The sequence below is a fragment of the Limnohabitans planktonicus II-D5 genome (genome assembly GCF_001270065.2).
Classification (GTDB): Bacteria; Pseudomonadota; Gammaproteobacteria; order Burkholderiales; family Burkholderiaceae_C; genus Limnohabitans_A; species Limnohabitans_A planktonicus.
In genome coordinates this window covers 1-26,993 of sequence record NZ_LFYT02000042.1, presented here as the reverse complement: position 1 = coordinate 26,993, position 26,993 = coordinate 1, and the positions used below count along the sequence as shown (strand labels likewise).

The following is a 26,993-nucleotide window of genomic DNA, read 5'->3' as shown; positions in this document are numbered from 1 at the left end:
GTGACTGCGCCCACTTGAAGTGTGGAGTTATTGGCACCCAGCACGTTCTTGCTGGCGAAGGACTGAACAGCGGTGATGGTGTCACCGGTTTGTGTGCCCGTCACAGAGGCTGCATTGCTGGAGCTGGTGCCGCCGTCGTAGATCTTGGTGTCGCTCACCGCTGCGAACGTCAGTTCCTTGGCCTTGATGGTGCCTGTGGCGCTGGCCTTGTTGCCGATGGTGTAGTTGTTGCCGTTGTTGCCATCGTTGATGGTGACTGCGCCCACTTGAAGTGTGGAGTTATTGGCACCCAGCACGTTCTTGCTGGCGAAGGACTGAACAGCGGTGATGGTGTCACCGGTTTGTGTGCCCGTCACAGAGGCTGCATTGCTGGAGCTGGTGCCGCCGTCGTAGATCTTGGTGTCGCTCACAGCTGCGAACGTCAGTTCCTTGGCCGTGATCTTGGCGGTGGTGCTGGTTTGATCGGAGATCAGGTAGTTGTCTTTGTCGGTGCCGCCATAGCTGCTGCTCAAGGCAACCATCTTGGCCGCGACAACACCGTTGTCCAACTTCACGTTCTTGTCATCGGCTGTGTTGGCATCGTTGCGGAAAGTGCCTGTTGTGCTGACCGTCACGATGTCGCTGGCTACCAGACCGTCGGTGACTAAATTCGCTGTGCTGATGGTTGCCAATGCATTGCCGTTGTAGGTTTTGTCGCTCGCGGTGATGCCGCTGACAATCAGTGTTTTCTTGTCAACGTGGTAGTTGCTCGTGCCGGTTGTGACGCCATCGAAGGTGTAGTTGTCTGCATCGCCATTGCTGTTGCCACTGCTCAAGCCGCCTGCCACGGTTTGTTTGTAGTCGCCCGCTTTGAGGTTGCCGCTGGTGCTGTTGGCACCGTTTTGGATGGTCGCTGGGTTGCTTGCGCTGATCAGGTCACCGGTGACGACATCACTGCCCAGGGACACTGCGCCAGTGGCTTTGGCTGTGCCATACACCGCATCGGTCACGGCTGCAATGCTGGCTGTGGTGATGGTTTTCTTGTCCACGGTGTAGCTTGCTGCGTGGGTCACAGCGCTGAATGTGTAGTTGTCTGCGTCGTTATTGGCATTGCCGTTCGTCAGGGTGCTGACCTTTTGGCCGTAGCTGCCTGCCTTGAGCTTGCCGCTGGTGCTCAAGTCATTTGAGGTGCTTTGCACGCTCGCTGCACCGACCACCACATCGCCGGTCTTCAAGTTAGAGCCGGTGAACTTCACGGCACCAGCGCTCACTGTGCCGCCGTAGATGTGGCCTGCCGCATCAATCGTCACACCCGTCACAGCGAGTTTGTCCACCACATAGTTCTTGTCTGCTGTGGTGAATCCGGCAAAGCTGTAGTTCTCGGCATCCGCGCCGCTGATGCTGGTGACTGTTTGCTTGTAGTTGCCCGCTTTGAGGTTGCCGCTGGTGCTGGTAGCCGCATCGACGATTGTTGCAGTGGCGGTGACGATGTCTTTGAAAGGAGGCCACAGGCCTTGGATGTTGTCAAAGCTGACTTCCCCGGTAGCCTTTGGTGTGCCATAGGTGGTGTTCACCCCAGCGATGGCGGCGCCGGTCAGGGCCAGCCTGTCGACCTTGTAGTCGCCTTTGACTTCTGCAAAGCTGTAGTTGTCGGCGTCTGTTCCGTTCAGACCGAAGAGAATTTGCACACCACTGTGCGCCGTATCCGCAGCCTTGAGGTTCCAACTTGAGCTGGTTTTGCCAAAGGTGTTGAACCCCACGGTGCCGGGTGTGACGTCGTCACCATTCAGCACATTGTCGAAGCTCACCTGGCCTGCATTCAGGACAGCGCCATAGGTGCTTTGACCCGTGCTGATGCTGCCCGTCAAAGCTTTTTTGTTCACCGCCAGCAGCGCTTTGGTGGGCTGATAATCAATGTCAAAACCACTCGAGCCGGGGTTGACGAGGACGTACTCCCTGGTTCCATCGTATGCTTTCAAATTGCCCGATGAACTGTAGGAATTGTCGAAATACCACTGATAAAAACTCGCATCCATTTGCTCCACCAAGGTGGATTTTTTGAATTGGATGGTGTATCCGCTTTGGTTGATTTCCACCATGTCACCTGTCATTGCGGCCAAGGCTTCGCGTGCATCGGCCAAGACCTGTGAGCGATTACCGGTCTTCAAGTCACTTTTCGTATACCCGGCATCACCATAGGTTTTGTTCAGGGTGTGGCTGAAGTCCACGGTGCCAAGATTGACTGCTTTGCGAAGAATAAGCTGGGCTGGCCCGCCGTTGGGGATGCTGTAGCTGGCACTGTAAGCCTGGTGGGACGCCAAATTGCGCAAGTTGTCGTCAACTTGGCTGGCATATAAAACATTCAAGCCGGCAATATCTTCCAATGGCCCCGTGTCTGCCAGATTGCCTGAAAAGACGAGGGTTTTGCCGCCAGCAAATTGTGAAACGCCCCAGTTTCTTTTGACTTGTCCGCCCAAGCCATCCATATCGGCAGCAAGGGTCGATCCTGCGGCAATGACCACATTGCCTGATCCTTCGTTATTGACGTCAAGTCCACTGATGTGGCCTTGTCCTGTGGTTTGCACATTGACGCCGGCAGAACTTTTCTGAGTGATTTTCATCACAGATGAGAAGGCCCAAAATGGGTCAAATCCAGCACCTGAAAGGTTATCGGGCTTTTGTTCTCCAATGCTGGCGGTCGAGTCGGCGTTGGTGCCTGCTTTGACATTCACTGCCCCGGCATTGGGTCCGTTGTAAATCCAACTACTGAAGTAGTTGTTATTTACACCAAACGCTGATTCTCCCCCCAGAATAGCGCCATGAATGGCTGTTATGCCACCCCGTTCACTTTCAATCGTGGTTGCGCCGCCGCTGCTGCTGTTGTTGATCTGTGCACCCGCAATCAAGACCCCGTTGGGGTTGCTGGTGCTGCCCAAGACATTGTTGCCTTTGATGTAAATGGCGTCGCCGGTCAATGTCTGGTCCTCAGACCTGGGCTGGACCATGATGGTCGGTTGGAGATATTTTCCCGACCATTCGAAGTCGTTATCCAATAGACCATGCTGAATGAAAACCCCAGGCCGGTGGTCTGCGCTGCCAGTGATGCTGATGCTTTGATTGCTGCGGATGGAGCCACGCAAGAGCAGGCCATAGCCTTGGTTCAGGCCGGTTGGCGTTCCCCATGCGTCATCGGCACCACCTGTGCTGGTGCCTACCAAGGTCACGGCCCCGGTTTCCGGGTTGCCCAATGCGCCGTTGGCCAAGGTGCTGGTGTTGAATTGGGTGTTAGCAGGCCCGAACGCGTAATGGGTGTAAATGCCTACGCCGCCACCTGTGCTGGTGCCTTCTACCGTCAGCGAGCTGTTGCGATAGGGCTGAACTTCACCGTAGACCTCTACCCCGTTGGCCATGCCTGCCGTCACGCCTTTGATCCGCACTTGGGCAGGATCAAGTTCTTTGTTGTTGACGGTGGCGACGCTTTGGTTGAGGGCAACTCTGACCCCCGCCGCATCCAACGAGCGGCCTTCGATGGTGATGTTGCCCCCGGCCATGATGGTCTGCTGTATGTCCACGCCCACGCCTGCTGAATCATCGGCCCCACCTTTCAGGGTCAGTTGGCCTTTGCCGTTGGCGGCGATGCCAGAGAACATGGTGCCATTGATGGGACGGCCATTGCCCACTGTGAGCGTGCCTGTTTGGGTTTGGATGTCGATGTTGCTGCTGATGCCGAGGTCATTGTTGACGTTGCTGACGGCCGCGACGGTGACGGCGTCTTTTTCCGTCACATAGATGTCGTTGGTGGCCAGCAAGGTCAAGTTGTTAACGCTGGTTTGAATGCGCTTGTCGCTGGCACCAATGCTGGTGCCCGCATACAGTTGCAAAGTGTCTGCGGTGATCACGCCAACCATGGGATCCACCGGCAGAATCGGCGCAGCCGCGTCAAACACAATGGCCCCCTTCATGGCATACAAGCTCACATCGCTCGTGGCACCGGCGCTCGTGGCAACGGCGCTCAGGTTTTGCTTGAGCGTGATGTCGCCATCAAGTGCTTTGATCCAAATGTTGGCAGTGGTGGTCAGCCCGGCGGTGTTGCCAGTGGTGCTCAAACCAGCGGTGTTGACCGTGTCGATGGCCAGGCCTGTGCTGTTTTGCAAAATCACACTGCCCGTTTTGCCAGCGAGTTTTTGGATGTCGTTGTCCGGGGATGCCAAAACGTAGGCGGTTGAAGTTCCGAGCAATTCCAGGCCATTGGCTTTGATGGTGTTGGTGCCGTTGTCCACCGTGCTGTTCGCCTCAGCCGAATGCAGGGTCAGATTTTTGCTGTACTCAAGGGTCGACGTGCTGATGTCGTCACCAATGGTCAAATTTTTGTTCAGCGAGATGCTTCCGCCGGTTTGCAAAACGATGTTGCCGGTGGTGTGACGTGTGACGATGTCGCTGTCGACGATTAAAGGTGCGTTGTCATTGAGGCTGCCAATTTTCACCGTGCCTGCGCGGATGACGTTGAGTTCGTCGTTCGAAATTCCCAAGTTCTTATTGATCAGGTCATCGGCTGCACCAAGGGTGATTTTTTGATCGGGGTTCGTGTCGGCGCGTTGAAGGTTCACCGTGCCCGTGCTGCCCGCGTCGATCACTGCAGCAGCATTGAAGGTCATGGTGTTGGCATGGATCGAGATCGATTTTTGGCTGCCTTCCAGTTCAAGTTTGCCTTTCAAATTGAATGCATGCCCAAATTTGGAGTTGATTTGGGCGGTGATGTCGATGTTGCCATCGAGTGACTTCACAAAACTGCTATTGCTGATATCAATGCCAGATGCATTTTTGCCTTCGCCGGTCAGGGTGATGTCGGTTTGACCAGTCAGTTCAGCAGCCGTAAAACGGATGCCTCCATCACCATTAGATCTTCCTGTCAGCTCGATCTTGCCCGTGCCGGTTGAATTGGGCAGCGCGGTTGCGTTGATTTGGCCCTGGACATAAATACCTTCAGCCGTGTCCGTGCGGCCTTTTAAGCGAATGTCACCTCCGCCTGATATCAGGTTGGCACCGCTCAAAAGAATGCCGTAGATTGCGCCAGACCCCGAAGCGCCCCAGGCATAGTCGGACCCATCGCCAGCGGTACCTCCACCCAGGGTGATGTTGCCGCCATTGCTCACGATGCTGGAGCCACCGCCCATCATGATGCTGCCGCCGTCACCACTGAAGTTGCTGTTGAGCAAGACATGCAACTTGCCAGAGGTGGATGTGATGGTTTTGCCGAAAGCGATGCTGATGTCGCCATGCGCGCGCAAAGTCAATGAGGCATCGCTACCGCCGGTCTTGTATATCGACTCATTCACAGCAATCCCGTCCCCGGCGGCCGAGGTGGCAATGGTCACGTTGGTGCCTTGGCTCAGGTTGTAGCCAATGTCGCTGGCCAAAATGGTGGAGTTGCTTTGGGTGGTGCCATTCCAGGATGGTGAGCTGGTTGTGCCCGCAACAATCTCGATGCCTGTGGGGTCCAGCAACCAATCTTTGGCGCTGACCCGGGTGCCATAGGTGGCCAGCCAATCGCCAGAGGTTTCGACAAAGCCCCCCTTGCTTTCGAGTTTGGCACCACTCACATCGGTCGCTTTGGCCAGCACACCCGTTTCGGCATCACGCCCGATGAAGATGTCGCCACCGGCTTGGCCTGCTGCGCTGCTGTTGGCGGTGATGCTGCCGTCCACCTTGATGCTGCCACCGTCGGCCAGCAAGTGCACCGCGCCGCCTTGCGCGCCCGTGGTGTCAATGCCGCCGGACTGCAAGACGCTGGCCATGGCGCTGCCCAGTGCTGCGGCTTGCATGTAAACCTGACCGCCTTCGGTGATGATGCTGCCTGTTTTTTGTTGGCCACGGCAGCGTTGATGGCTGCAGGGGTCAACTCCATCTTGATGCGGCTGCTGCCGGACAGAGGCAAAGTGATGGTCTCTGCCGCGCCCAAGGCCACGTTGCCTTGGGGGGCAATGATTTTGCCTTCGTTGCTGACGCTGGCACCCAGCAGGGCGACATAACCACCCGGGGTGGCCGTGAGGGTGCCCTGGTTGAGCACTTGCCCGGTGGCACCGTCGCGGGTGAAGCGGTTGCGCCCTGCCATGAAGTCGGCGTCGGTGGTGTTGAGGGTGCTGGCCGTCAGGCCTGCTGCGCTGACCGAGCCGTCTTTGCCGAAGGTCACACCATTGGGGTTGACCAGAACGACCTGACCGTTGGCTGACATCTGACCGAAGATCTGACTGGGCGCTGTGCCCGTGACGCGGTTGAGCAGCACGGCTTGGGCATTGGGCTGGACGATGTTGACCTTGGCGTTTTGGCCGATGTCAAAGCTTTGCCAATTGACAATGGCACGGGCCGATGCCTGGTTGATGGTCATGTTGGCGGCGCTTTGGCTGATGGCCGCGCTGCCTTGGGCCACCACCCCGCCAGTGGGCAAGGCGTTGTTGGCGGGCGCGGCCCAGGCCAAGGAAACGCACGCAAAAGTGAGCGTCAAGGCTCCCAAGAAAAAAGCGCTGACATTCGAACCACGGGCAGCAGTGCTCAAACCTGAAAAGCTGCCGTTGGCCTTGCCTTGGCTTGCGGCATGTTCACCGACGGCCACCAGGGCCCCCAAGTGTTTTGAAAAGACGGTTTTGTAGCAAAGCGAGTTCATGTGAAGAAACGATTCAATTGGGTTTTGCAGATCCGTGCTCAGGGCCATGATTTGTGGCTGAGAGATCGGCTTGGAATTCAGTGGGCAGAGCGCCCTGGTTCAAGTTTTTGACGTGACTTGATCGTAAATTAGTAGTTTGTATTATATATGAAATATTTTTTTCGTCAAAAACAACAGATTTTCGTGAGGGTCTCCAAGCAATTATTAAGCATTTAGTATTTGAATTCAAGCTGCTCCAGCCAAGAGATCCGTGTGTTTGGGTAAGGCGATGAATTCTGGCAATGTCAACGAGCGTCCTTCTCAATTGAGCGTTCCACAATGCAGTCGGTGGCCAACAGCTGAGTGTTGAAAACGTCTGCAGAATGTTGGTGCCAGTTCAACTTGGCGTCACGACTTCTTCATCGCGACGCGACTTTCACCAGACAGTTCGGTCCCATAGATTCGGTCCGATGAAGTCTGAGCCGTGTATTGCCAGTTGGTAGGATTTTGTGGGAGCTTGCAGCCACGCGAAAAGCCAGTGGTCCGCAAGGTTCTGATCGCCAGAAGGGCTAGCTCTCACAAGGTGCAAGTTTGAAGTCGCCCTGCAAACTTCACGGGACCGGATCAATAATCACTGATTTCTGAGGTGCACAGCAATTGATGTCGATTCATCTGCCCACGGCTTATCTCATTGCAGGTCTTTTGTACTTGGTCATGCCGCTGGGGGTCTGGCTTTCTTTGCGCCGTCAGCGTTCGGCCACCATCCATTGGTGGTGCATTGGCGGGGTCATCTTTGGCTTGAGTCTGATCCTGCTCGGTTCCCGGGAGCAATTGCCTGATTGGCTCACGCATGTGGTGGCCAACACGTTTCTTTTTTTGGGCGTGGCCTTGCGGGTGATTGCGCTGCGCCATGCGCTGGGCAGACCCCTGCACTGGGTCTGGTTGCTGGCCGGGGCGGTGATTTTTGCGCTTGTCTATGAATTTTTTCATGGCGTCTTGCACAACGAACAGCTGCGATTCATCTGGGGCTCGGGCATCACTGCTGCCCTGCTCTTGCATCTGGCCTGGCTGGCTTTTGCCATTGACCGGCGAGACAACAGCCCCAGCGCACGCTGGGTGGCGGCGGTCTATCTGGCATTGGGGCTTGTGTTGGCGATGCGCTCCATGGTGGTGTTGCTGAACATGTCCCAAGCTGGGGCACTCAATGATGACATCCTGACCATGCTGATGGTCTTTTTGGGTGTGCTGAGCGCCATTGTGGGCAACATCGGCTTCATGGGGGTCTTTCTGGAGCGCCTGACCCGTCAGACCGGGCAGCTGGCCATGGCGCAAGCGCGCAATGAGGAAAGTGTCCGATTGAGTCACCAGATTGCCCAGCTTGACCGCCGCCGCAGCGTGGGCGAGATCGCCGCATCCCTGGCGCACGAGCTGAGCCAGCCGCTCACCAACATCTACCTCATTGCCGAGCGCGCCCATCTGGAGGTGGAAAAAGCCGGTGTCCAATCGGTGGGCAAATACCTCGGCGACATCGAGCGCAACACCCAAAACGCGGTCGATATCCTGAACCGCATTCGCAAATTCATCCAGTCCAAAGAGAGCCAATTTGAGCGGGTCAGCCTCAACCAAGTGGTCAAGGACATCATGGATCTGACCAACGACTGGATTCTGAAAGAAGCCGTGGATGTGAGCCTGCACCTGCCTGCTCAAGCGGTTTGGGTCATGGGTGACCCGGTGCAGTTGTCACAAATCCTCATGAACATCTGCCGCAACGCCATCCAGGCCACGCAAGGGCAGGCCTATCGCCACATCGACCTGCGCATCTGGCGCGAAGGCAATCTGGCGCACTTGAGCATCCGTGACAACGGCATGGGGCTCACGCCCGAGGTGCTGGCCCAAGTGAGCACGGCGTTTTTCAGCACCAAAAGTGATGGACTGGGCGTGGGCCTGTCCATCTCCAAATCCATCGCCACGCACCATGGCGGCAGCCTGACGATCAGCAACGCCCCCCAAGGCGGTGCCGAAGTCCACCTCATCCTGCCCGCATTGGCCTGATGGGCACCTGAGTGCTTCACTGCCCACGTCGGGGTCTTCGACCACCGACCTGCGATGTCGTATCCGGAGATCATGTCGGGGTCTTCGACCACCGACCTACGATGTCGCCCTTTTGTAGGTCGGCACTCGCAGAGTCCGACGTATATTTGCTCAAGCGTTGTCGTTTGAAACAAGCCTCAACCGTGGTTCAACCAACGTCGGGGTCTTCGACCACCGACCTACGATGTCGCTCTTTTGTAGGTCGGCACTCGCAGAGTCCGACGTTGCGGATCAGCCGTTGAAGATGGACACTGTCTTGGTGTTCAGATAGGCTTCCAGCGCCTCTGGGCCGCCTTCGGAGCCGTAGCCTGAATCCTTGATGCCGCCAAACGGCAGCTCAGGCCAGGGCGCTGCAGGTTGATTGATCCAGAGCATGCCCACTTCCAGGCGCTGGCTCAGCAGGTGCGAGGTTTTGAGCGAGTTGGTGAAGGCATAACCCGACAGGCCAAAAGGCAAGCGATTGGCTTCGGCGATGGCGTCTTCGATCTTTTCAAACGTGCGGATGGCGGCGATCGGGCCAAAGGGCTCGTTGTTCACCACGTCGGCGTCCAGGGGCACATGCGACAAGACCGTGGGCGCAAAGAAGTGACCCTGCGTGCCGATGCGCTCGCCGCCCGTGAGCACCTTGGCACCTTTGGCGCGGGCGTCTTGCATGATGGCTTGCATGGCCACCAGGCGGCGCTCGTTGGCCAAAGGCCCCATCTGGGTGCCTGCGCTCAGGCCGTCACCCACCTTGAGCGATTCGGCATGCGCGGCCATCAGGGCTGCAAATTCGTCGGCAATTGTGTGGTGCACCAAAAAGCGGGTGGGCGAGATGCACACCTGACCCGCATTGCGGAATTTCGCAGCGCCTGCGGTTTTCACGGCCAAGGCGATGTCGGCGTCTTCGGCCAGGATCACCGGGGCGTGGCCACCCAGCTCCATGGTCACGCGCTTCATGTGCTGACCGGCCAGAGCGGACAGCTGCTTGCCCACGGGGGTGGAGCCGGTGAAGGTGATTTTGCGGATCAGCGGGTGCGCGATCAGGTAGTTGGAAATGTCCGCCGGTGTGCCGTAGACCAGACCGATCACACCTGCAGGCACGCCCGCATCGTGGAAGGCGCGGATCAGCTCGGCTGGGGATGCGGGGGTTTCTTCGGGGGCTTTGACCAGGATGGAGCAGCCAGCGGCCAGGGCCGCTGACATTTTGCGCACGACTTGGTTGACCGGGAAGTTCCAGGGTGTGAACGCAGCCACGGGCCCCAAGGGTTGCTTGAGCACCTGCTGCTGCACGTTGATGTTGCGTGGCGGCACGATGCGGCCATAGACGCGGCGGCCTTCTTCGGCAAACCACTCGATGATGTCGGCGGCCGACATGGCTTCAACTTTGGCTTCGCCCAGAGGCTTGCCTTGCTCCTGTGTGAGCAGTTCAGCAATTTGCGGGGCACGCTCGCGCATCAGGGCGGCGGCCTTGCGCATGATGGCGCTGCGTTCGTTGGCGGGAGTGTCGCGCCAGATCTCGAAGCCCTTTTGTGCGGCTTGCGCGGCACGCTCCAGATCAGGTATGCCCGCGTGGGCCAGGCGTCCAATTTCAGTGCCTGTGGCGGGGTTGAACACGGGCAGGGTGCGGCCATCTGCGGCATCGCACCACTGGCCACTGATGAAGAGTTGGGTGTTGGGGTAGGTCATGCTGTAGTCCTGAAGTCGGGTTGCTGAGAACCCATGCCAAGGGAGGGTGAAAAATCAAAGGGTGAACCCGTGCGCGAATTGTGGCCGGATTTTGCATCAGCGCCGTCAAGCCTGTGACAGGCGAAGATCCCCGGTGGCCGTTCATGCCGGACGCAAACTGTTGGCCAAATGCTCCAGCAGCACATTGACCCGGTGCGGGATGTAGCGGTTGCTGGGCAGCACGGCATAAATGCCCAGGGGCGGTGGCGCGAAGTCTTGCAGGATTTGCAGCACCTCGCCACGCGCCAAAAAGGGCTCGGCGATGAAGTCCGGCTGCACGGTGATGCCCATGCCCCGTGCGGCGGCCTGGGTCAGGGCCGAGCCGTTGTTGGCGCGGATGCGGCCACGCACCGGAAAGTGCTGCAACTGGCCATCCACACTATAGGTCCAGGTCGCCGAATTCATGGACATCGAATACACCAGGCATTCATGGTGCGCCAGGGCCTGCGGATGGCTGGGCTGCCCGTGTTCGGACAGATACGCAGGCGAGGCCAGCGTGATCAAGTGACAGGAACCCAGCTGCCGCACGATGTCGCCCGGCTGCAAATCGGCGGTGATGCGGATCGACAGGTCGATGCCTTCTTCGATCAGCTTGGAGCGCTGGTCCGAAAAATCCATCATGAGCTCGATGTGCGGCTGCGCCTGCGCAAAGGCGATCAGGGCGGGCATGAGCCGCTCCAGGCCAAAGCTGATGGGCAAACCCAGCCGGATGCGGCCTCGGGCTAGGGCTGTGTCTTCGCCCAGACTGGCCTCGGCGGCGTCCACCATGTTCAGGATGACCCGGCACTTTTCCAAGTAAGCCGAGCCTGCAGGCGTGAGCGTCAGGCTGCGGGTGCTGCGCGTGATGAGCTTGACGCGCAGCTGCTTTTCCAGCGCGGCGATCTGGCGGGTGATGGCCGAGCGCGCCACTTGCAGCTGCTCGGCCACGGCGGTGAAGCTGCCCGCTTCGGCCACCCGCACAAAAATTTGCATGGCATCGAGTTTGTTCATTGTTGCCAATTTTGCAACAAATATTTGCACATTGGCCACTTTTTCTAAGCAACTGAAGGCCCTACAGTTCAACACATCGGCAGCCCTTGCACCTCCATCAAGGGCTGCCACAGTCACCCAACACCTACACCGCAAGCCCCATGTCTGCCCGCCGTCCCGTTCTTTTTGTGCCCCATGGCTCACCCATGTTTGCCCTGCACCCCGGTGCAGCGGGCGCAGCCATGAGCCACGTTGCGACCCAACTGGGAACGCCCCGCGCCATCGTGGTGCTCAGCCCGCACTGGGACACGGCGGTGCCCACCGTGGGCTTTGCCACCCGGCCCGAAACCATTCACGACTTTGGCGGTTTTGACCCCCGGCTGTACCAGATGCAATACCCCGCCACAGGCTGCCCCGAAGTCGCCGCTCAGGTCGTCACGGCTTTGCAGCATGCCGGTTTGCCCGTGGCACAAGACGCCCAGCGCGGCCTGGACCACGGGGCCTGGATGCCGCTGCGCCAGATGTTCCCGGATGCCGACATCCCGGTGGTGCCGCTGTCGGTGCAAAGCCGCCTGGGTCCGGCGCACGCTTACCGGGTGGGCCAAGCACTGGCCTTGCTGGCTGCGCAGAACATTCTGGTCATGGCCTCGGGCAACATCACCCACAACCTGCATGACTTCATGGCGGTCAGCAGGCATGGCGGCGGCACACCGGCTTATGTGCAGGCCTTTGCCGACTGGATTCACACCCACATGATGGCCCGCGATGTGCCCGGCTTGCTGGCGTACCGCCAGCACGTCGAAGGCCAACGCGCCCACCCCAGCGACGAGCACCTGTTGCCCTTGTTCACCGCACTGGGTGCTGCGGGTGCTGACGCACAGCCTGAGGCGTTTTTCCGGGGTATCAGTGACCACGTCATCGCCATGGATGGCTACAGCTTTCACTGAACCCCCTCAAGGAACACACACCATGCACACGCCCCACTACACGCGCACTGCCAAAAGCCTGCACTGGCTCATGGCCCTGATGATTTTTGGCCTGCTGGCGCTGGGTTTTTACATGAGCGACCTGCCCCTGTCGCCTGAAAAATTGCAGTACTACTCGTGGCACAAATGGGCGGGTGTGAGCGTGTTTTTCCTGGTTTGGCTGCGCCTGCTGTGGCGCGTCACGCACCGTCCCCCGGCCCTGCCGGACAGCATGCCACGCCCTATGCAAATGGCAGCCCACGCAGGCCACTTCCTGCTGTATGTGCTGATGATCGCCATCCCTTTGAGCGGCTGGCTCATGAGTTCTGCCAAGGGTGTGCCTACCGTCTGGTTTGGCGTGCTGCCGATTCCTGACCTGATTGGCAAAGACAAGGCACTGGGCCGCAGTCTGGCCGAGTTGCATGAAGCTTTGAACATCGGCTTGCTGGTGCTGATTGCAGGCCATGCAGCGGCCGCGTTTTTCCACCACTTTTTTCACAAAGACGACACGCTGCGCCGCATGCTGCCTGCACGTTGATTCACCCCTTGCTTTGAGAACACGCATGAACACTGCTTTGAAACACATCGTCGCCCTGTCGGCGCTCGCGCTGGCTGCGCAAGCCCAGGCCGCGCCATATCAGACCATCGTGCCTGCCAAGAGCAGCGTCACCTTCAGCTACAAGCAAATGGGCGTGGCCATGGACGGCCGCTTCAAAAAAATTGCCGCCCAGCTCCACTTTGATCCGGCAAAAGCCGAACAGGCCAAAGCCAGCTTTGAAGTCGATCTGACCAGCGTGGACACCGGCTCGGGCGAGGCCGACGAAGAAGTGGTCACCAAATCGTGGTTCAACACCGCCGCCTTCCCCAAGGCCCAGTTTGTGGCCAAGCAGATCAAGCCAACCGCAGCCAACCAATACGAAGTGCAAGGCACGCTGAGCATCAAGGGGATGACGCGCGAGGTGAAATTTCCCATGAAACACAGCGCACAAGGCAAGGACGGCCTGCTGACCGGCGGCTTCACCCTCAAACGCGCCGACTACAGCATCGGCGAAGGCATGTGGGCCAAGTTCGACGTGGTGGCCAATGACATCCAGGTCAACTTTTCCATCACCGCAACCTTGGGCAAATGAGCGAGCGATGAACGCCGGTAGCCAGCCCAACCCCTTGGCGATCGGCGTGGTACACGCCGCAGCTCTGACCAACACCTGCCATCACGCCCGAGATCACTTTTTTCAACCGCAAATTTCTTTTTCCAACAGGAGCTTTTCCATGACATCTTTCAAAAAACTCGCAACCGCTTTGGCGTTCGCATCGCTGGCCGCAGGCTCGGCCTTGGCCGCGCCTGTCACCTACAACGTGGACAGTTCGCACACCTTCCCCCGTTTTTCGTATTCGCACTTTGGCCTGTCCACGCAGCTGAGCAGTTTCAGCAACACCACCGGCAAAGTCGTGTTTGACGCGCAAGCCAAAACCGGCTCGGTGGACATCACCATCGACCTCAAATCGGTGAACACCGGCTCAGTGGACTTCAACGGCCACATCCAGGGCGAAGACTTTCTGCACACGGCCAAATTCCCCATCGCCACTTTCAAATCGACCCAGGTGGTGTTTGAAGGCGACAAGCCCAAAGCCATCGAAGGCCAGCTGACGATCAAAGGCGTGACCAAGCCCGTGACCCTGACAGTCACCAGCTTCCAGGCCATGCCCCACCCCATGATCAAAAAGCCAGCCCTGGGCGCCAACGCCTTCACCACCATCAAGCGAACCGAGTTCAATGCGGGCAAATACGCGCCTTACGTGGGTGATGAAGTGCGCATCGACATCGCCATCGAAGCCGTGGCCCCGTAAGCCTGTGGTTTTGTAGGTCGGTGGTCAAAGACCCCGACGTGGTTTGAATCACTGCTGATGCTTGTTTCAATCGACAACGCTTGAGCAGACCATCGTCGGACTCTGCGAGTGCCGACCTACAAAAGAGACATCGTAGGTCGGCGGTCGAAGACCCCGACGTGGTTTGAACCACTGCTGATGCTTGTTTCCAACGACAACGCTTGAGCAGACAAACGTCGGACTCTGCGAGTGCCGACCTACACAAGATGTGACTTCGTAGGTCGGTGGTCGAAGACCCCGACATTTGTTGAACCACTGCCGATGCTTGTTTGCAACGACAACGCTTGAGCAGACCATCGTCGGACTCTGCGAGTGCCGACCTACAAAAGAGACATCGTAGGTCGGCGGTCAAAGACCCCGACATTTGTTGAACCACTGCCGATGCTTGTTTCAATCGACAACGCTTGAGCAGACCATCGTCGGACTCTTCGAGTGCCGACCTACAAAAGAGCGACATCGTAGGTCGGCGGTCGAAGACCCCGACGTGGTTTGAACCACTGCTGATGCTTGTTTCCAACGACAACGCTTGAGCAGACAAACGTCGGACTCTGCGAGTGCCGACCTACGAAAGAGCGACATCGTAGGTCGGTGGTCGAAGACCCCGACATTTGTTGAATCACTGCTGATGCTTGTTTCCAACGACAACGCTTGAGCAGACCATCGTCGGACTCTGCGAGTGCCGACCTACGAAAGAGCGACATCGTAGGTCGGTGGTCGAAGACCCCGACATTTGTTGAATCACTGCTGATGCTTGTTTCCAACGACAACGCTTGAGCAGACAAACGTCGGACTCTGCGAGTGCCGACCTACAAAAGAGACTTCTTAGGTCGGCGGTCGAAGACCCCGACATTTGTTGAACCACTGCTGATGCTTGTTTCAATCGACAACGCTTGAGCAGGCCATCGTCGGACTCTTCGAGTGCCGACCTACAAAAGAGCGGCATCGTAGGTCGGTGGTCGAAGACCCCGACGTGGGTCTTTGCCAAAGCCGCAGACCTACGGTGTCGCGGGGCCTGCGCCGGGTATACAACTTCCGGCATAGCCCCATTGATCGAAAGATGGCTGTTGCCGCGACTGACATGTCTCTAGCATGGGAATGGATTGACGCCATGCAATCAAACTCTTGGGGCCACAAGCGTACGACTGGATGCTGCTGGCTCCGCAACATTTGCGGGAGACCAATATGTCCTTGTTCAAGAAAATCCTCGTGCCCTTGGATGGCAGCAACACGTCCAACAAAGCGCTGGACTACGCCATCAAAATGGCCCAATCAGAAAAAGCGCAAATTCGCATGGTGCATTGCATTGACGAGTTGTCCTTGCTGGGTGGGCATGAATACACGGGGGACCTGATCGGGCTGGCCCGCGACAACGCCGAGAAGCTTTTGAACAGCGGCAAGGCGGCGGCCAGTGCGGTCAACGTCACGGCCGATACCCTGGTGATCGACCGCGTGGGCCAGCGCCTGGGTGAATCGGTGGCCGATGCCGCAGGCGACTGGGGGGCTGATCTGATCGTCCTCGGGACACACGGCAGGCGGGGTATTGGCCGTGTGTTGCTGGGCAGTGGCTCCGAGCAGATCATGCGCCTGTCGCCCGTGCCCGTGTTGATGATTCGGGGCTTTGACTGAGCAGGACGGACGCTCAGTCGATCTTGGCCCCCGAGGCCTTGACCACTTGCGCCATGCGCACATAGTCGGCGGCCAAAAGCTTGCCAAAATCAGCGTTGCTCATGTCGCGGGGCTCAATGCCTTGCTTGTCCAGGCGCTCCAGGATCACCGGGTCTTTGAGCAGTTTGCTGATGGCGGCGTGGATGCGGTTGGCCTGTACTGCAGGCACGGCAGCCGGGCCCAGCAAACCAAACCACGAATCAAACTGGTAACCCGGCAGGCCGCTCTCGGCAATGGTGGGCAAGTCGGGCAGGTATTTGCTGCGCTGGGGTGAGGTCACGCCCAGCAAGCGGACTCGGCTGTCTTTGGCAAACGCCAGCGCGCCAATGCTGGCCGCAATCACCGCTTGGGCGCGACCCGACAGCACTTCGTTGATGGCTTCGCCCGTGGCCTTGAGCGGGATGTGCACCAGGTCCGTGCCCGACAGACCCGTGAAATAGGCCATGGCCAAGTGGGTGGCGCTGCCCACACCGGCGCTGGCGTAGTTCATCTTGCCGGGGTTGGCCTTGGCATGACGGATGAATTCGGCCGCGTTTTTGGCAGGCACATCGGGGTGCACCATCAGCACATAGCTGGCGCTGCCAATGTGGGCCAGGGGTGCAAAGTCTTTTTGCGGGTCATAAGCCAGCTTGGTGTAGAGCGATCCGGCAATGTTGTGGCTGGCCGCAGCGGCCACCATCACGGTGCCGTCGGCTTCTGCACGCGCCACATAGCCGGTGCCCACGGTGCCGCCTGCGCCTGCGCGGTTTTCCACAATGACCGTCTGGCCCAAGGCCGCTGCCATCTCTTGGGACAGCGCACGGGCCAGCGTGTCTTGCACGCCCCCGGCCGCAAAAGGCACCACGATGCGCACCGTTTTGGTGGATTGCGCTTGCGCCAGGCCCACCGCTGACAACAAAGCTGTGCCCAAAGTGGCCGTCAAAATTTCACGCCGTTGCATCATGAGAGTTTCCTTGTGAAGGGTTCAAAACATTCAAAACCAGGCCACGATCAGGCCACGCACACCCGGTCGGCCAAGCGGCGCATGAAGCGCTCGCACCAGGCCAGCTGCTCCAGCGTGACCCATTCGTTGGGCTGGTGCGCCTGCGCGATGTGGCCGGGGCCGCACACGATGGTGGGCACTCCCGCCTGGTGGAACAGCGCAGCTTCCGTGCCAAACGACACCTTGCCCGCGCCGCTGGCCGGGTCAACCTCGGCGCAGTCAAAACACAGCTGCGCGATCTCGCTGTCAGCGGCCGTGGCAAAACCGGGCAACACCGATTTGAGTTCGTGCGTGATGCCCGTGTCCGGTGCCACCGCTAGCATGGCGGGCACCAGGCTCTCGCCAAAGGCTTTGGCCTGGGCAAACAAGTCCTCAGGCGTGTTCAAGTGGTGGTGGCGGATTTCCCAGGTCACCTCGCACTGGCGCGGGATGATGTTGAGCGCCGTGCCGCCTGCGATCACGCCGGTGTGGATGGTGGTGTGCGGCACGTCGTAAATCGGGTCGAACGGGCCGTTTTGCACCAACTCGCGGTGCATGCTTTTGAGGTGGGCGACAAACTCGCAAGCGATCTCGACTGCGTTGACGCCCAGCGGCGTGAGGGAGGAATGCGCCTCAAAACCGTGCACCGTGGTTTGGTACGAATGCTTGCCCTTGTGCGCAATCACCACCTGCATGCCGGTGGGCTCGCCCACGATGCAGCCCGCAGGCTTGAAGCCCTGCGCCACCATGTCGGCAATCATGCGGCGCACGCCGATGCAGCCGACTTCTTCGTCGTAGCTGAAAGCCAGGTGAATCGGGCGCTTGAGTTTTCTTTTCAGCAACTCGGGCACCATCATCAAACAGATGGCCCCAAAGCTCTTCATGTCGGTCACGCCTCGGCCGTACATCTTGTCGCCTTGGATCACAACTTTGAACGGGTCGGTGTCCCAAGGCTGGCCGTCTACGGGCACCACGTCGGTGTGGCCAGATAACACCAGGCCGCCGACTTTGGTTTCCCCGTCGTGCGCGGGCAGCGTGGCCCAGAGGTTGGCTTTTTGACCACTGTCGTCGTAGGTGCGACTGCAGGCAATACCCAGGTCCTTCAGGTAGGACTCGGTCCAGTCCAGCAAGGCCAGATTGCTGTCGCGCGAGACGGTGGCAAAGGCGATCCATTTTTCAATCAGGGGCAAGGCGGCCAGGTCTGAGGCTTGCAAAGGGGCATGGACGGGAGACAAAGCGGCGTGAGAAAGCGGGGCGTTCATGGGGGGACTCCGGCAAAAAGTGAGGGGCAGGCTCAGGCAGGGCTCAAATTTTGATCTTACAGGCCAATGGCCTGGCGGGCCTCGGGCTAAACCCGACAGGGCGTCGCCTTGCCGACATGCGCTGGGGCTGGGCGCGCCTACAGTGAGCGGGTCATTCAACCTCTGGAGTTATTCATGGCCATTTATGAGCTGCGCACCTACAGCGTGACCGTCGGAAAAATGCCCGAAGTCGTGGCGCATTACAGCCAGGAGGGCTGGCCCGTGCTGGCCAAGCATCCGCAAAAACTGGTCGGTTACTTCACTGGTGATGTGGGCGCTCTCAACGAATTGATCCATGTGTGGAAATTTGACGACGATGCTGACCGCCGCGCCTTTTGGGCCGGGGTCTATGCCGATGCGGACTTTCAGGCCTTTGTCGCCAAAATCCGCCCGCTGATCCGCGAACAGTCCAACAAGCTCATGCTCTCGGCCCCCTGGGGACCACAACCCTGAGGGGTGCCGGGCACACGGCACCAGCAAAGCGTCACGCGGTGGCCAAGGCTCTTCGGCTGCACAGTGACGCATAACTGGCGTGCATGGAGTCCGCAAAATTTACCTCAAGACCTGCCGCAAAGACACATCTGCGCCTCGCTTCACGCGTTTCAGACCCGCAGAAACGACAGCAGCGCATCGTTGAATGCCTGTGCGTGCGAGACATTCATGCCGTGGGGTGCACCGCTTATCCGCACCATCTGGCTGTGGGCCACAGCGCGGTGAGTTCGCTCGCCCGAGCCTGCGATGGGCACGATCGCGTCTGCATCGCCGTGAATCACCAGCGTGGGCACCGTGATTTTTTTCAAATCTTCCCGGAAGTCGGTCGTGTTGATCGCGTCCATGCAGGCCAAGGCGGCATGCTGCGCAGACTGTTGGCACAGGGCGAGGGCGTCTGCGCGCTGCGCCTCACTCACTTGGAGCTCTCCGTTGGCCGAAAAGAAGTTGCGTGTGAATTCGTCGAAGAAGGCTTCTCGGTCTTGTTCCAGTGCCTTGCGCGACGCTTGCGTTTTGTCGGGCGTGCGTGGCCCCTCGGGGTTGTCAGCGGTTTGCATCAAATACGGCGGCACAGCGGCTGCAAACACCACGCTGTGCAGGCGTGATTCGCCGTGACGACGGATGTAGCGCGCCACCTCCCCCCCGCCCATCGAAAAACCCACCAGTGTCACATCGTGCAATTCGTAATCGGCCAAGACGCGCTGCAGGTCGTCGGCCAAAGTGTCGTAGCTGTAATCGGAATCCGGCTTGTCCGAGCGGCCAAAACCCCTGCGGTCATAAGTCACCACGCGGTAGCCCGCAGCGCTGAGCACCGACACCTGTGGTGCCCATGCCTGCGCAGACAGTGGCCAGCCATGGATCAAGACCACCGGACGGCCACCGCCCCCGCTGTCGTCCATGTGCAAATGCACTTCGTCATCTGGCTCCAAAGGCGCATTGCTGGGTGTTTCCACGCCCACCGTGGCGGCCGCAGCCGCACCGCCCAGCGCGCCCACCATAGCCCCCACACTGGCACCAACCAGCACGCCCACAGGCCCACCCACCAAGGCACCAATGCCTGCACCCGAGGCTGCACCCCCCAACATCGCACCGCCGACCAGCACAGACTCGGCTTCACGCGGGGTCTCTCCGGGATTGAACACAGACTCGGTTTCACCCGCGGTCTCTCCGGGATTGAGCACAAACTGCGCTGACGAATCGGGGTCTTGTGAAGGAATGCCGTGGCCAGGCCGAGCCTGCTCGGCAAGGTCTGGGTCGGTCGGCTCAGGTTTGGATGGCGGGGTGGTCGATGGCGTCATTGGCACCTCCTCATGAAGATGTGCAGGGGGGGTGAATGCCTGCCCAAACCTTAGGCCTTCAGCCACGGCCTTGTCTGTGTGGTGGCAGACGCGCATGTCTGACGCCCATGCAGCGCATGCTTTGGCTGTGCTTGCCGGGGGCTATGCCCACCTGGCCGTGCAGGCCGTTCACGCCTTTGGGCCTATAGGGCCTATAGGGCCAAACCCCGCCCACCGATCCACCAACCGTGCCACAAGTTCATGCTGTCGGCCTGAAGGCACAGGCCGATAAAGGCCCTTGAGCCCCGGACTTGTCCATCTTCCAAGGGTGGACTCGTCTTACTGAATCAGGTAGCCCCCATCCACCGGCAAGACCACGCCGGTGACAAAGCGGGCCGCCGGGCTGGCCAGAAACAGCACCGGGTCGGCCACGTCTTCGGGCTGGCCCCAGCGGCCCATGGGCGTGCGGCCCACGATCTGGGCGCTGCGTGTGGGGTCGTCTTGCAGGGCTTGGGTCAAAGGCGTGGCGATCCAGCCCGGGGCCACCGCATTCACCCGGATGCCGTCGGCCGCATAGGCAATGGCCAGCGACTTGGTCAGTTGCGCCACGCCGCCCTTGCTGGCGCTGTAGCCCGGCGTGAGGCCGCCTCCAAAAAAGCTCAACATCGAGGCGGTGTTGACGATGCAGCCCTGGCGCGCTTTGAGGCCCGCACGCGCCGCAGCGCACACGCGCATGGTGCCGTTCAGGTTGATGTCCACGGTCTGCGCGAACACTTCCGGGTCGTGCTCGGCATTGCGCTGGATGATGCCTGCGCAGTTGACCAGCACATCCAGCTCGGCAAATTCTCCCAGGACCTTGTTCACATGCTCAGCTTGCCGCACATCCAGCTCATGGAAGGTGATCAGGCGGTTGGCGCTTGAGGCTTGCGCCGCCGCCACTTCGGCAGGCGTGGCACCGGTGGCGGTGACGCTGGCGCCTGTGGCGGCAAAGGCCCGGGCAATGGCTGCGCCAATGCCGCTGGTGCCGCCGGTGATGAAAACTTGTTTGACCATGTCCATGAAACTTCTCCCTTGCTGTTGTTAAAAATCCAGGCTAATCACACCTCCGGCCTGCTGGGCGCGTGAGCAGCACAAAATGATTTTGTGCTGCCGCGCCTGGTGGCTGAGCACAAAGTCGCGGTGCTCCACCGCGTCAGAGGCTTGTGCATCGTAAGGCAGGGCGCACACGCCGCACAGGCCGTCGCTGCATTTCACGCTGACGCCCACGCCCGCCTCGGCCAGCACATCGGTGGCGCTGCGCTCGGCAAGCACCTGCAGGCGGCGGCCAGACTTTTGCAGCAGCAGCTCAAAGGGTTGATTCACCCAGGCGTCGGCCTCGGGCACGCTGAAGTATTCGCGGTGCAAGGCGTCACTTGGCCAGCCGTGTGCAGTGGCGGCTTCAAACACGCCGTCCATGAAGCGCGGCGCACCGCAGGTGTAGACATGCTGGCCCGGCGCAAAGTCGGGCAAGAGCTGCATCAGGTCGGCTCGCTGGCCTTCGTCTTTGAAGTGGTATTGCACCTGGTGGCCCCAAGGGGCCTGGGCCAAGTCTTTCAAAAAGCCTGCCGTTGTTCGGCTGGCGGCGCTGTAGTGAAAGTCAAACGGTTTGCCCAAAGCGTGCAAGCGGTGCGCCATGGCGATCATGGGCGTCACGCCAATGCCCCCGGCCATCAGCCAGCTGTGGGTGGCGTCTTCGTGCAGCGCAAAGTGGTTGACCGGGCGCGACACAAACACCCGCCGCCCTTCACGAAAGGCCCGGTGCATGAGCGCCGAGCCGCCGCGCCCACCAGACTCGGGCGGCTCGCGCAACACGCCCAGCACATAGTGGCTGCGGTCGGCCGGGTCGCCCGCCAGGCTGTAAGGCCGCTGGTATTCGGGCGCGATCACCACGTCGATGTGCCCGCCTGCCGTGAAGGGCGGCAAATCGCGGCCATCGGGCGCTTTGAACTCGTAACGCGCCAGGCCCTCGGCCAGCAGGCCTTCCAGGTTCCAGGGGCAGGTTTTCATGCAGCGCCCGCACATGCCGCCTGCGGCGTTGGTGATGCGGTAGCGGGCGCATTATTCGGCGCCGCTCTTCCAGATCTCGTAGCCGTTGTACATCAGCTTGGGGCCCGCGGTGATGGCCCCGGACGGGCATTCGCCTGAGCCTGAGGCTGAAAACGTCGGACTCTGCGAGTACCGACCTACGAGGAGTCATCGCAGTGTTGTAGGTCGGCGGTCGAAGACTCCGACATGGGCCTGAGCCTGAGGCTGAAAACGTCGGACTCTTCAAGTACCGACCTACGATGAGTCATCGCAGTGTTGTAGGTCGGCGGTCGAAGACCCCGACATGGGCCTGAGCCTGAGGCTGAAAACGTCGGACTCTTCAAGTACCGACCTACGAGGAGTCATCGCAGTGTTGTAGCTCGGCGGTCGAAGACCCCGACATGGGCCTGAGCCTGAGGCTGAAAACGTCGGACTCTGCGAGTGCCGACCTACGAGGAGCCATCGCAGTGTTGTAGGTCGGCGGTCGAAGACCCCGACAGATTTTTGTTCAGCAACAGCGGCAAAAGCAGAGGCAGAGGTCAACAGCTCATGTCGGACTCTTCGAGTACCGACCTACGAGGGACCATCGCAGTGTTGTAGGTCGGCGGTCGAAGACCCCGACATTGGCCTGAGCCTGAGGCTGAAAACGTCGGACTCTGCGAGTGGCGACCTGCGAGATGACATGTCTCACACATTTCAAACTTCAGCGTGCCTGATCAATAGGAACAGGGGGCGTCTCATGCTGTGCGCCCAGGGGCGCTGAATGTGCGGTGACCTTTTTTGTGACGCCAGATTGAGTACTTGAAGGACTGTTGTTTTGTACAGTATATTTGGCGCATGCCTTCTCCCTTGAATTTCACGCCGATCCCTGTTGTTGTCCCGGACACCCCGCTGTGGCTGGAGCTGTGCGCCTGGACGGTGCAGGCGGGGTTCCCGTCTCCGGCGGCAGACCACACGCGCAAGCGCATCGACCTCAATGAGCACCTGATCCGCAACAAGGAGGCGACCTTCATCTTTCGGGTCAAAGGCGATTCGATGAACGGCATCGGCATCTACGAAGGCGATGAGCTGCTGGTGGACCGCTCCATCGAGGCCGTGCACGGCAACATCGTGCTGGCCGTGCTCAACAACGACTACACCGTCAAGCGCCTGTACCGACGGGGCGGCGTGATCAAGCTGATCGCCGAAAACCCCTTGTACCCCCCGATCGTGGTCAAGGATGGACAGGAGCTGCTCATCTGGGGTGTGGTCACGCGCAACCTGCACAAGCTGTATTGAACCCATGGCTGAACACACATCGCGCGCCCGGCGGTCCTGGCTGCTGGTGGGGCCAGCCGGGTATCGCACCCACGGGAGCGACACGCCATGACGCAGCAACTGGCCCTGGTCGACTGCAACAATTTTTACGTCAGCTGCGAACGCATTTTCAGACCCGATCTTGCCCGGGTGCCGATGGTGGTGTTGTCCAACAACGACGGCTGCGTGGTGTCCCGCTCCAACGAGGCCAAGGCCCTGGGCGTGAAGATGGGGCAGCCTTGGTTCGAGTGCAAAGCCCTGGCCGAGGAGCATGGCATTTTGGCCATGAGCAGCAACTACGCGCTGTATGCCGACTTGTCCAACCGGGTGATGAGCATCTTGAGCGAGTTTTCGCCCCGGCACGAGGTCTATTCGATCGACGAGTGCTTTGTGGACCTGACGGGCATGCCCCAACTGCGCGAACTCAGCTATCACATGCGCGAACGTGTGGGCAAGTGGACGGGCATGCCGGTGTGCGTGGGCATTGGCCCCACCAAGACCCTGGCTAAATTGGCCAACCATGTGGCCAAAAAGCATCCCCGATCCCAAGGCGTTTTCAACTACAACGCGCTCACGGCGGAGCAAAAAAACCGCTTGCTCCAACGCCTGCCCGTGCAAGAGGTTTGGGGCGTGGGGCGCAAGCTCAGCCAAAAACTGGCGTTGCACGGCGTGCTGAGTGCCCATGACTTGCGCGAGGCGCACACGCCCACGCTGCGTGCCGAGTTTGGTGTGGTGATGGAAAAAACCCAACGCGAACTGCAAGAAACGGCGTGCATTTCGCTGCAAGAGCTGCCCACCGACAAGCAGCAAATCATCTCCAGCCGATCCTTTGGCAGCATGGTCACCGACTTGCCTGTGCTCAAGGATGCCCTGTCCATGTTCGTCGCCAATGGCTGCGCCAAACTCAGGGCACAAGGCAGCCACGCGCGGGTGATCCAGGTGTTTTTGCAGACCAACCGGTTCAGAAAAGACCTGCCGCAGTACATGCCCAGTCTGACCGTGCCGCTGCCCTATCCCACGCACGACACCCTCGAAGTCAACCGCTGGGCCGACTACCTGTGTGAGCGCATGTTCAAACCCGGCTATGCCTATAAAAAGGCCGGGGTCATGCTCAGCGAAATTACGCCGGTCTCGCAGCGCCAAGGGGACTTGCTGGAGCCCGAAACCACCAGCAACACCCGGCTGATGCAGGCCGTGGACGCGTTGAATCAGCGTTACGGGCGCGGCGCAGTCAAGGTGTCCACGCAAGGCGCCTACAAGGACTGGCAAATGCTGCAAGCGCGCAAATCACCCCACTACACCACCGACTGGCAAGAAGTGCCCATGGTGTGAGGGGGTGTGACGGGGGTGGACCGGTGATCGCCGAACGATGCAAGCCCAGTCGCTATGATCCCCAGTGCGTTTGAGCGGTGGTGTGTGCGGTGGTCTGGGCCACGCAAGCCCAGTGCCCGCGACTTTCAAAACCTGGGTTTCCATGCGTCAACGGGCTGACTCCACAGCGGGTCTGCATGGGCCATTTCAAAAGAAAAAGCAGATGAGTGATCACGCATTGAATGTGCTCGGAACCCCTTTGGTGCCTTGCTCTTACGATCCATTGACGGGTTATTACCGCGACGGGTGCTGCAACACCGACGGGCACGACCAAGGCAGCCATGTGGTTTGCGCCAAAGTGACGCAGGAGTTTCTGGCGTTTTCGCGCCAAAGGGGCAATGACCTGAGCACCCCGATGCCCGAGTACCGATTTGCAGGTTTGAAGCCGGGTGACCGTTGGTGCTTGTGCGCGGTCCGCTGGAAAGAGGCCTTCGACGCGGGCGTGGCACCCCCCGTCGTGCTGGCGTCAACACATGCCAAAGCCCTCGAATTCATCAGCTTGGATCAGCTGCAGGCCCATGCCCACGTTTGATCCCCAGGCAGTGCGCCCACAAGCCGTGCACTGTCGCACAGCCCCGCATGGTCGGTGCTTGCACACTGGCATGCACCCGATCAGGCTTTCTGAACATGCCGCATGAACTTGTTTGACCCCCTCACGCTGCCCAACGGCACACACTTGCCCAACCGCATCGCCAAAGCGGCCATGGAAGAAAACATGTGCGACGCCGAGCACGCGCCATCGGATGCCATGCTGCGCATGTACCGCGCTTGGGCCGAGGGCGGCGCTGGCCTGATTTTGACCGGCAACGTCATGGTGGACAGCCGGGCCATGACGGGGCCGGGCGGGGTGGTGCTCGAAGACGCGCGGCACCTGGCGCGCTTCAAGCAGTGGGCGCAGGCCGCAGGCAGCGGTGGCGCTCAGGTGTGGATGCAAATCAGCCACCCCGGCCGTCAAATGATGGCCGCGCTGGGTCAGACCACCCGCTCGGCCTCGGCAGTGCCTTTGGACATGGGTAAGTTGTCCAGCAAGTTCTCCGTCCCCCAAGCCATGACCGAGGACGACATCGCTGAGCTGCAGCGGCGCTTTGTGCAAACCGCGCAATGGGCGGAGCAGGCGGGCTTTCACGGCGTGCAGATTCATGCAGCCCATGGTTACTTGTTGAGCCAATTTCTCTCGCCCCTGACCAATCAGCGCCAAGACGCCTGGGGCGGCAGCATCGAGCACCGGGCCCGCTTGCTGATCGACATCGTCAAAGCGGTGCGCAGTGCGGTGTCTGCACAGTTCGCCGTGGCCGTGAAACTGAACTCGGCCGACTTTCAGCGCGGGGGCTTCAGCGCTGACGACGCCAAGCGGGTGGTGCAGATGCTCAATGGTTTGCAGGTCGACCTGGTCGAACTCTCAGGCGGCAGCTACGAAGCGCCCGCCATGCAGGGGCAAGCACGCGACGGACGGACCCTGGCCCGGGAGGCCTATTTTTTGGCGTTTGCGCGCGACATGCTGGCTGTGGCACACATGCCGCTCATGGTGACAGGAGGCATTCGCCGCCCAGCCGTGGCCGAGCAGGTGCTGGCCAGCGGCGTGGCCATGGTGGGCATGGCCACAGCCTTGGCGATTGCGCCCAACTTGCCGCACGAATGGCGCGCCGGTGCCCAGACCAGCCCGGCCTTGGCGCCCATCCCCTGGAAAAACAAAGTGCTGGCATCGCTGGCCACCATGGCGGTGGTCAAGTTTCAGCTCAGGCGCTTGAGCCAGGGGCGTGCCACCCAGCCCAAGGTGTCGCCGCTTTGGGCATTTGCCCTGCAGCAATGGATGATGTTCAGGCAAACCCGCCAATACCGCCGCTGGATGGCCGGACGTTTGCACGCACCTTGAGTGCGGTGGCCCAGTGGGCGGGCCGCCCATTTGGCGCCCGTCTGCAGGACGCTTGCCGCGCCAGGTTCAGCAGCAACCATGCTGCTGAAAAAGCCGCCCTGTAGATTCGGCACGCTGATGTTTGAATGTTTTGCACCGTCACCCCGTAGGTCGGTAGCTTTAGCTCCGACAAGTGCCCACGCCGAAGCCAGCAAAGTCGGAGCTCAAGCTACCGACCTACAAAACCTGTGCCCTGTGAAGTTTTCAATGCTCAAAGATGTTGTGGCTCATTGATTTGGGTACGCTGATGTTTGAATTTTTTGCACCGTCACCCCGTAGGTCGGTAGCTTTAGCTCCGACAAGTGCCCACGCCGAAGCCAGCAAAGTCGGAGCTAAAGCTACCGACCTACAAAACCTGTGTCCTGTGAAGTTTTCAATGCTCAAAGATGTTGTGGCTCATTGATTTGGGTACGCTGATG

At 59.8% G+C, this 26,993-nt stretch carries 20 protein-coding genes; 11 read left to right on the top strand and 9 right to left on the bottom strand.

Annotation, left to right across the window (positions count from 1 at the left end):
* The coding region (locus H663_RS42325; protein ID WP_240620595.1) for a beta strand repeat-containing protein at positions 1-2,015 on the bottom strand (2,015 nt) is incomplete at its 3' end.
* Positions 2,016-5,575: 3,560 nt separating this feature from the next.
* The gene (locus tag H663_RS42320; RefSeq protein WP_240620594.1) at positions 5,576-6,640 is read right to left on the bottom strand and encodes a two-partner secretion domain-containing protein; all 1,065 of its coding nucleotides are present in this window, start codon (positions 6,638-6,640) and stop codon (positions 5,576-5,578) included.
* Positions 6,641-7,279: 639 nt separating this feature from the next.
* On the opposite strand from H663_RS42320, the gene H663_RS39575 reads away from it, so the two are divergent.
* On the top strand, positions 7,280-8,671 hold the full coding sequence (locus H663_RS39575) for a sensor histidine kinase (RefSeq protein ID WP_053169340.1): 1,392 nt from the start codon (positions 7,280-7,282) through the stop codon (positions 8,669-8,671).
* Between the two features lie 270 nt (positions 8,672-8,941).
* Here H663_RS39575 and H663_RS39570 read toward each other — a convergent pair whose 3' ends face one another.
* A complete protein-coding gene (locus tag H663_RS39570) occupies positions 8,942-10,378 on the bottom strand; it encodes an NAD-dependent succinate-semialdehyde dehydrogenase (RefSeq protein WP_053169338.1) in 1,437 nt (478 codons plus the stop codon).
* Between the two features lie 141 nt (positions 10,379-10,519).
* Positions 10,520-11,407, bottom strand: coding sequence for a LysR family transcriptional regulator (locus H663_RS39565; protein ID WP_053169336.1), 888 nt, complete (start codon positions 11,405-11,407; stop codon positions 10,520-10,522).
* 140 nt (positions 11,408-11,547) lie between these two features.
* Between H663_RS39565 and H663_RS39560 the strand changes: the two genes are divergently transcribed.
* From H663_RS39560 to H663_RS39540, 5 genes are all read left to right on the top strand, one after another.
* Positions 11,548-12,333 (top strand): DODA-type extradiol aromatic ring-opening family dioxygenase, encoded by a 786-nt coding sequence (locus H663_RS39560; protein ID WP_053169458.1) that lies wholly within the window; start codon positions 11,548-11,550, stop codon positions 12,331-12,333.
* A gap of 22 nt (positions 12,334-12,355) precedes the next feature.
* On the top strand, positions 12,356-12,889 hold the full coding sequence (locus tag H663_RS39555) for a cytochrome b (protein WP_053169334.1): 534 nt from the start codon (positions 12,356-12,358) through the stop codon (positions 12,887-12,889).
* Between the two features lie 25 nt (positions 12,890-12,914).
* Entirely contained in the window at positions 12,915-13,481 is a 567-nt protein-coding gene (locus H663_RS39550) for a YceI family protein (protein ID WP_053169332.1), read from the top strand.
* 139 nt (positions 13,482-13,620) lie between these two features.
* A complete protein-coding gene (locus tag H663_RS39545) occupies positions 13,621-14,199 on the top strand; it encodes a YceI family protein (RefSeq protein ID WP_053169456.1) in 579 nt (192 codons plus the stop codon).
* A gap of 1,221 nt (positions 14,200-15,420) precedes the next feature.
* Positions 15,421-15,864: a universal stress protein gene (locus tag H663_RS39540; protein WP_083451026.1), complete on the top strand. Its 444-nt coding sequence runs from the start codon at positions 15,421-15,423 to the stop codon at positions 15,862-15,864.
* Positions 15,865-15,877: 13 nt separating this feature from the next.
* On the opposite strand, the gene H663_RS39535 is transcribed toward H663_RS39540, so the two are convergent.
* Both H663_RS39535 and argE read right to left on the bottom strand, forming a co-directional pair.
* The gene (locus H663_RS39535; RefSeq protein WP_053169331.1) at positions 15,878-16,846 is read right to left on the bottom strand and encodes a tripartite tricarboxylate transporter substrate binding protein; all 969 of its coding nucleotides are present in this window, start codon (positions 16,844-16,846) and stop codon (positions 15,878-15,880) included.
* Positions 16,847-16,893: 47 nt separating this feature from the next.
* A complete protein-coding gene (gene argE, locus H663_RS39530; RefSeq protein ID WP_053169329.1) occupies positions 16,894-18,126 on the bottom strand; it encodes an acetylornithine deacetylase in 1,233 nt (410 codons plus the stop codon).
* A 174-nt stretch (positions 18,127-18,300) separates the two neighbouring features.
* Here argE and H663_RS39525 point away from each other — a divergent pair, with 174 nt between their 5' ends.
* Entirely contained in the window at positions 18,301-18,618 is a 318-nt protein-coding gene (locus H663_RS39525; protein ID WP_053169327.1) for an NIPSNAP family protein, read from the top strand.
* A 149-nt stretch (positions 18,619-18,767) separates the two neighbouring features.
* Here the strand turns inward: H663_RS39525 and H663_RS39520 are convergent, their stop codons facing one another.
* The 3 genes from H663_RS39520 to H663_RS39510 all read right to left on the bottom strand — a co-directional run bounded on the left by H663_RS39520 (position 18,768) and on the right by H663_RS39510 (position 21,977).
* On the bottom strand, positions 18,768-19,952 hold the full coding sequence (locus H663_RS39520; RefSeq protein ID WP_240620593.1) for an alpha/beta fold hydrolase: 1,185 nt from the start codon (positions 19,950-19,952) through the stop codon (positions 18,768-18,770).
* 318 nt (positions 19,953-20,270) lie between these two features.
* On the bottom strand, positions 20,271-20,990 hold the full coding sequence (locus tag H663_RS39515; protein WP_053169325.1) for an SDR family NAD(P)-dependent oxidoreductase: 720 nt from the start codon (positions 20,988-20,990) through the stop codon (positions 20,271-20,273).
* Positions 20,991-21,011: 21 nt separating this feature from the next.
* Positions 21,012-21,977 carry a PDR/VanB family oxidoreductase gene (locus tag H663_RS39510; RefSeq protein WP_053169323.1) on the bottom strand — a complete coding sequence of 322 codons (966 nt, stop codon included), beginning with the start codon at positions 21,975-21,977 and terminating at the stop codon, positions 21,012-21,014.
* Positions 21,978-22,832: 855 nt separating this feature from the next.
* Here H663_RS39510 and H663_RS39505 point away from each other — a divergent pair.
* The 4 genes from H663_RS39505 (at position 22,833) to H663_RS39490 (ending at position 26,535) form a co-directional block, all read left to right on the top strand.
* On the top strand, positions 22,833-23,273 hold the full coding sequence (locus H663_RS39505; protein ID WP_083451010.1) for a LexA family protein: 441 nt from the start codon (positions 22,833-22,835) through the stop codon (positions 23,271-23,273).
* 87 nt (positions 23,274-23,360) lie between these two features.
* Positions 23,361-24,623 carry a Y-family DNA polymerase gene (locus tag H663_RS39500; RefSeq protein ID WP_053169321.1) on the top strand — a complete coding sequence of 421 codons (1,263 nt, stop codon included), beginning with the start codon at positions 23,361-23,363 and terminating at the stop codon, positions 24,621-24,623.
* A gap of 202 nt (positions 24,624-24,825) precedes the next feature.
* Positions 24,826-25,194 carry a DUF2237 family protein gene (locus tag H663_RS39495; protein WP_053169449.1) on the top strand — a complete coding sequence of 123 codons (369 nt, stop codon included), beginning with the start codon at positions 24,826-24,828 and terminating at the stop codon, positions 25,192-25,194.
* Between the two features lie 102 nt (positions 25,195-25,296).
* Positions 25,297-26,535 carry an NADH:flavin oxidoreductase/NADH oxidase family protein gene (locus tag H663_RS39490; protein ID WP_053169319.1) on the top strand — a complete coding sequence of 413 codons (1,239 nt, stop codon included), beginning with the start codon at positions 25,297-25,299 and terminating at the stop codon, positions 26,533-26,535.
* The last annotated feature ends 458 nt before the right edge of the window (positions 26,536-26,993 follow it).

What these genes read in the sequence shown, in the direction of transcription:
- H663_RS42320 (WP_240620594.1), bottom strand. Translation starts at nt 6,640, where the DNA reads ATGAACTCGCTTTGCTACAAAACCGTCTTTTCAAAACACTTGGGGGCC.
- H663_RS39575 (WP_053169340.1), top strand. Translation starts at nt 7,280, where the DNA reads ATGTCGATTCATCTGCCCACGGCTTATCTCATTGCAGGTCTTTTGTAC.
- H663_RS39570 (WP_053169338.1), bottom strand. Translation starts at nt 10,378, where the DNA reads ATGACCTACCCCAACACCCAACTCTTCATCAGTGGCCAGTGGTGCGAT.
- H663_RS39565 (WP_053169336.1), bottom strand. Translation starts at nt 11,407, where the DNA reads ATGAACAAACTCGATGCCATGCAAATTTTTGTGCGGGTGGCCGAAGCG.
- H663_RS39560 (WP_053169458.1), top strand. Translation starts at nt 11,548, where the DNA reads ATGTCTGCCCGCCGTCCCGTTCTTTTTGTGCCCCATGGCTCACCCATG.
- H663_RS39555 (WP_053169334.1), top strand. Translation starts at nt 12,356, where the DNA reads ATGCACACGCCCCACTACACGCGCACTGCCAAAAGCCTGCACTGGCTC.
- H663_RS39550 (WP_053169332.1), top strand. Translation starts at nt 12,915, where the DNA reads ATGAACACTGCTTTGAAACACATCGTCGCCCTGTCGGCGCTCGCGCTG.
- H663_RS39545 (WP_053169456.1), top strand. Translation starts at nt 13,621, where the DNA reads ATGACATCTTTCAAAAAACTCGCAACCGCTTTGGCGTTCGCATCGCTG.
- H663_RS39540 (WP_083451026.1), top strand. Translation starts at nt 15,421, where the DNA reads ATGTCCTTGTTCAAGAAAATCCTCGTGCCCTTGGATGGCAGCAACACG.
- H663_RS39535 (WP_053169331.1), bottom strand. Translation starts at nt 16,846, where the DNA reads ATGATGCAACGGCGTGAAATTTTGACGGCCACTTTGGGCACAGCTTTG.
- argE (WP_053169329.1), bottom strand. Translation starts at nt 18,126, where the DNA reads ATGAACGCCCCGCTTTCTCACGCCGCTTTGTCTCCCGTCCATGCCCCT.
- H663_RS39525 (WP_053169327.1), top strand. Translation starts at nt 18,301, where the DNA reads ATGGCCATTTATGAGCTGCGCACCTACAGCGTGACCGTCGGAAAAATG.
- H663_RS39520 (WP_240620593.1), bottom strand. Translation starts at nt 19,952, where the DNA reads ATGACGCCATCGACCACCCCGCCATCCAAACCTGAGCCGACCGACCCA.
- H663_RS39515 (WP_053169325.1), bottom strand. Translation starts at nt 20,990, where the DNA reads ATGGACATGGTCAAACAAGTTTTCATCACCGGCGGCACCAGCGGCATT.
- H663_RS39510 (WP_053169323.1), bottom strand. Translation starts at nt 21,977, where the DNA reads ATGAAAACCTGCCCCTGGAACCTGGAAGGCCTGCTGGCCGAGGGCCTG.
- H663_RS39505 (WP_083451010.1), top strand. Translation starts at nt 22,833, where the DNA reads ATGCCTTCTCCCTTGAATTTCACGCCGATCCCTGTTGTTGTCCCGGAC.
- H663_RS39500 (WP_053169321.1), top strand. Translation starts at nt 23,361, where the DNA reads ATGACGCAGCAACTGGCCCTGGTCGACTGCAACAATTTTTACGTCAGC.
- H663_RS39495 (WP_053169449.1), top strand. Translation starts at nt 24,826, where the DNA reads ATGAGTGATCACGCATTGAATGTGCTCGGAACCCCTTTGGTGCCTTGC.
- H663_RS39490 (WP_053169319.1), top strand. Translation starts at nt 25,297, where the DNA reads ATGAACTTGTTTGACCCCCTCACGCTGCCCAACGGCACACACTTGCCC.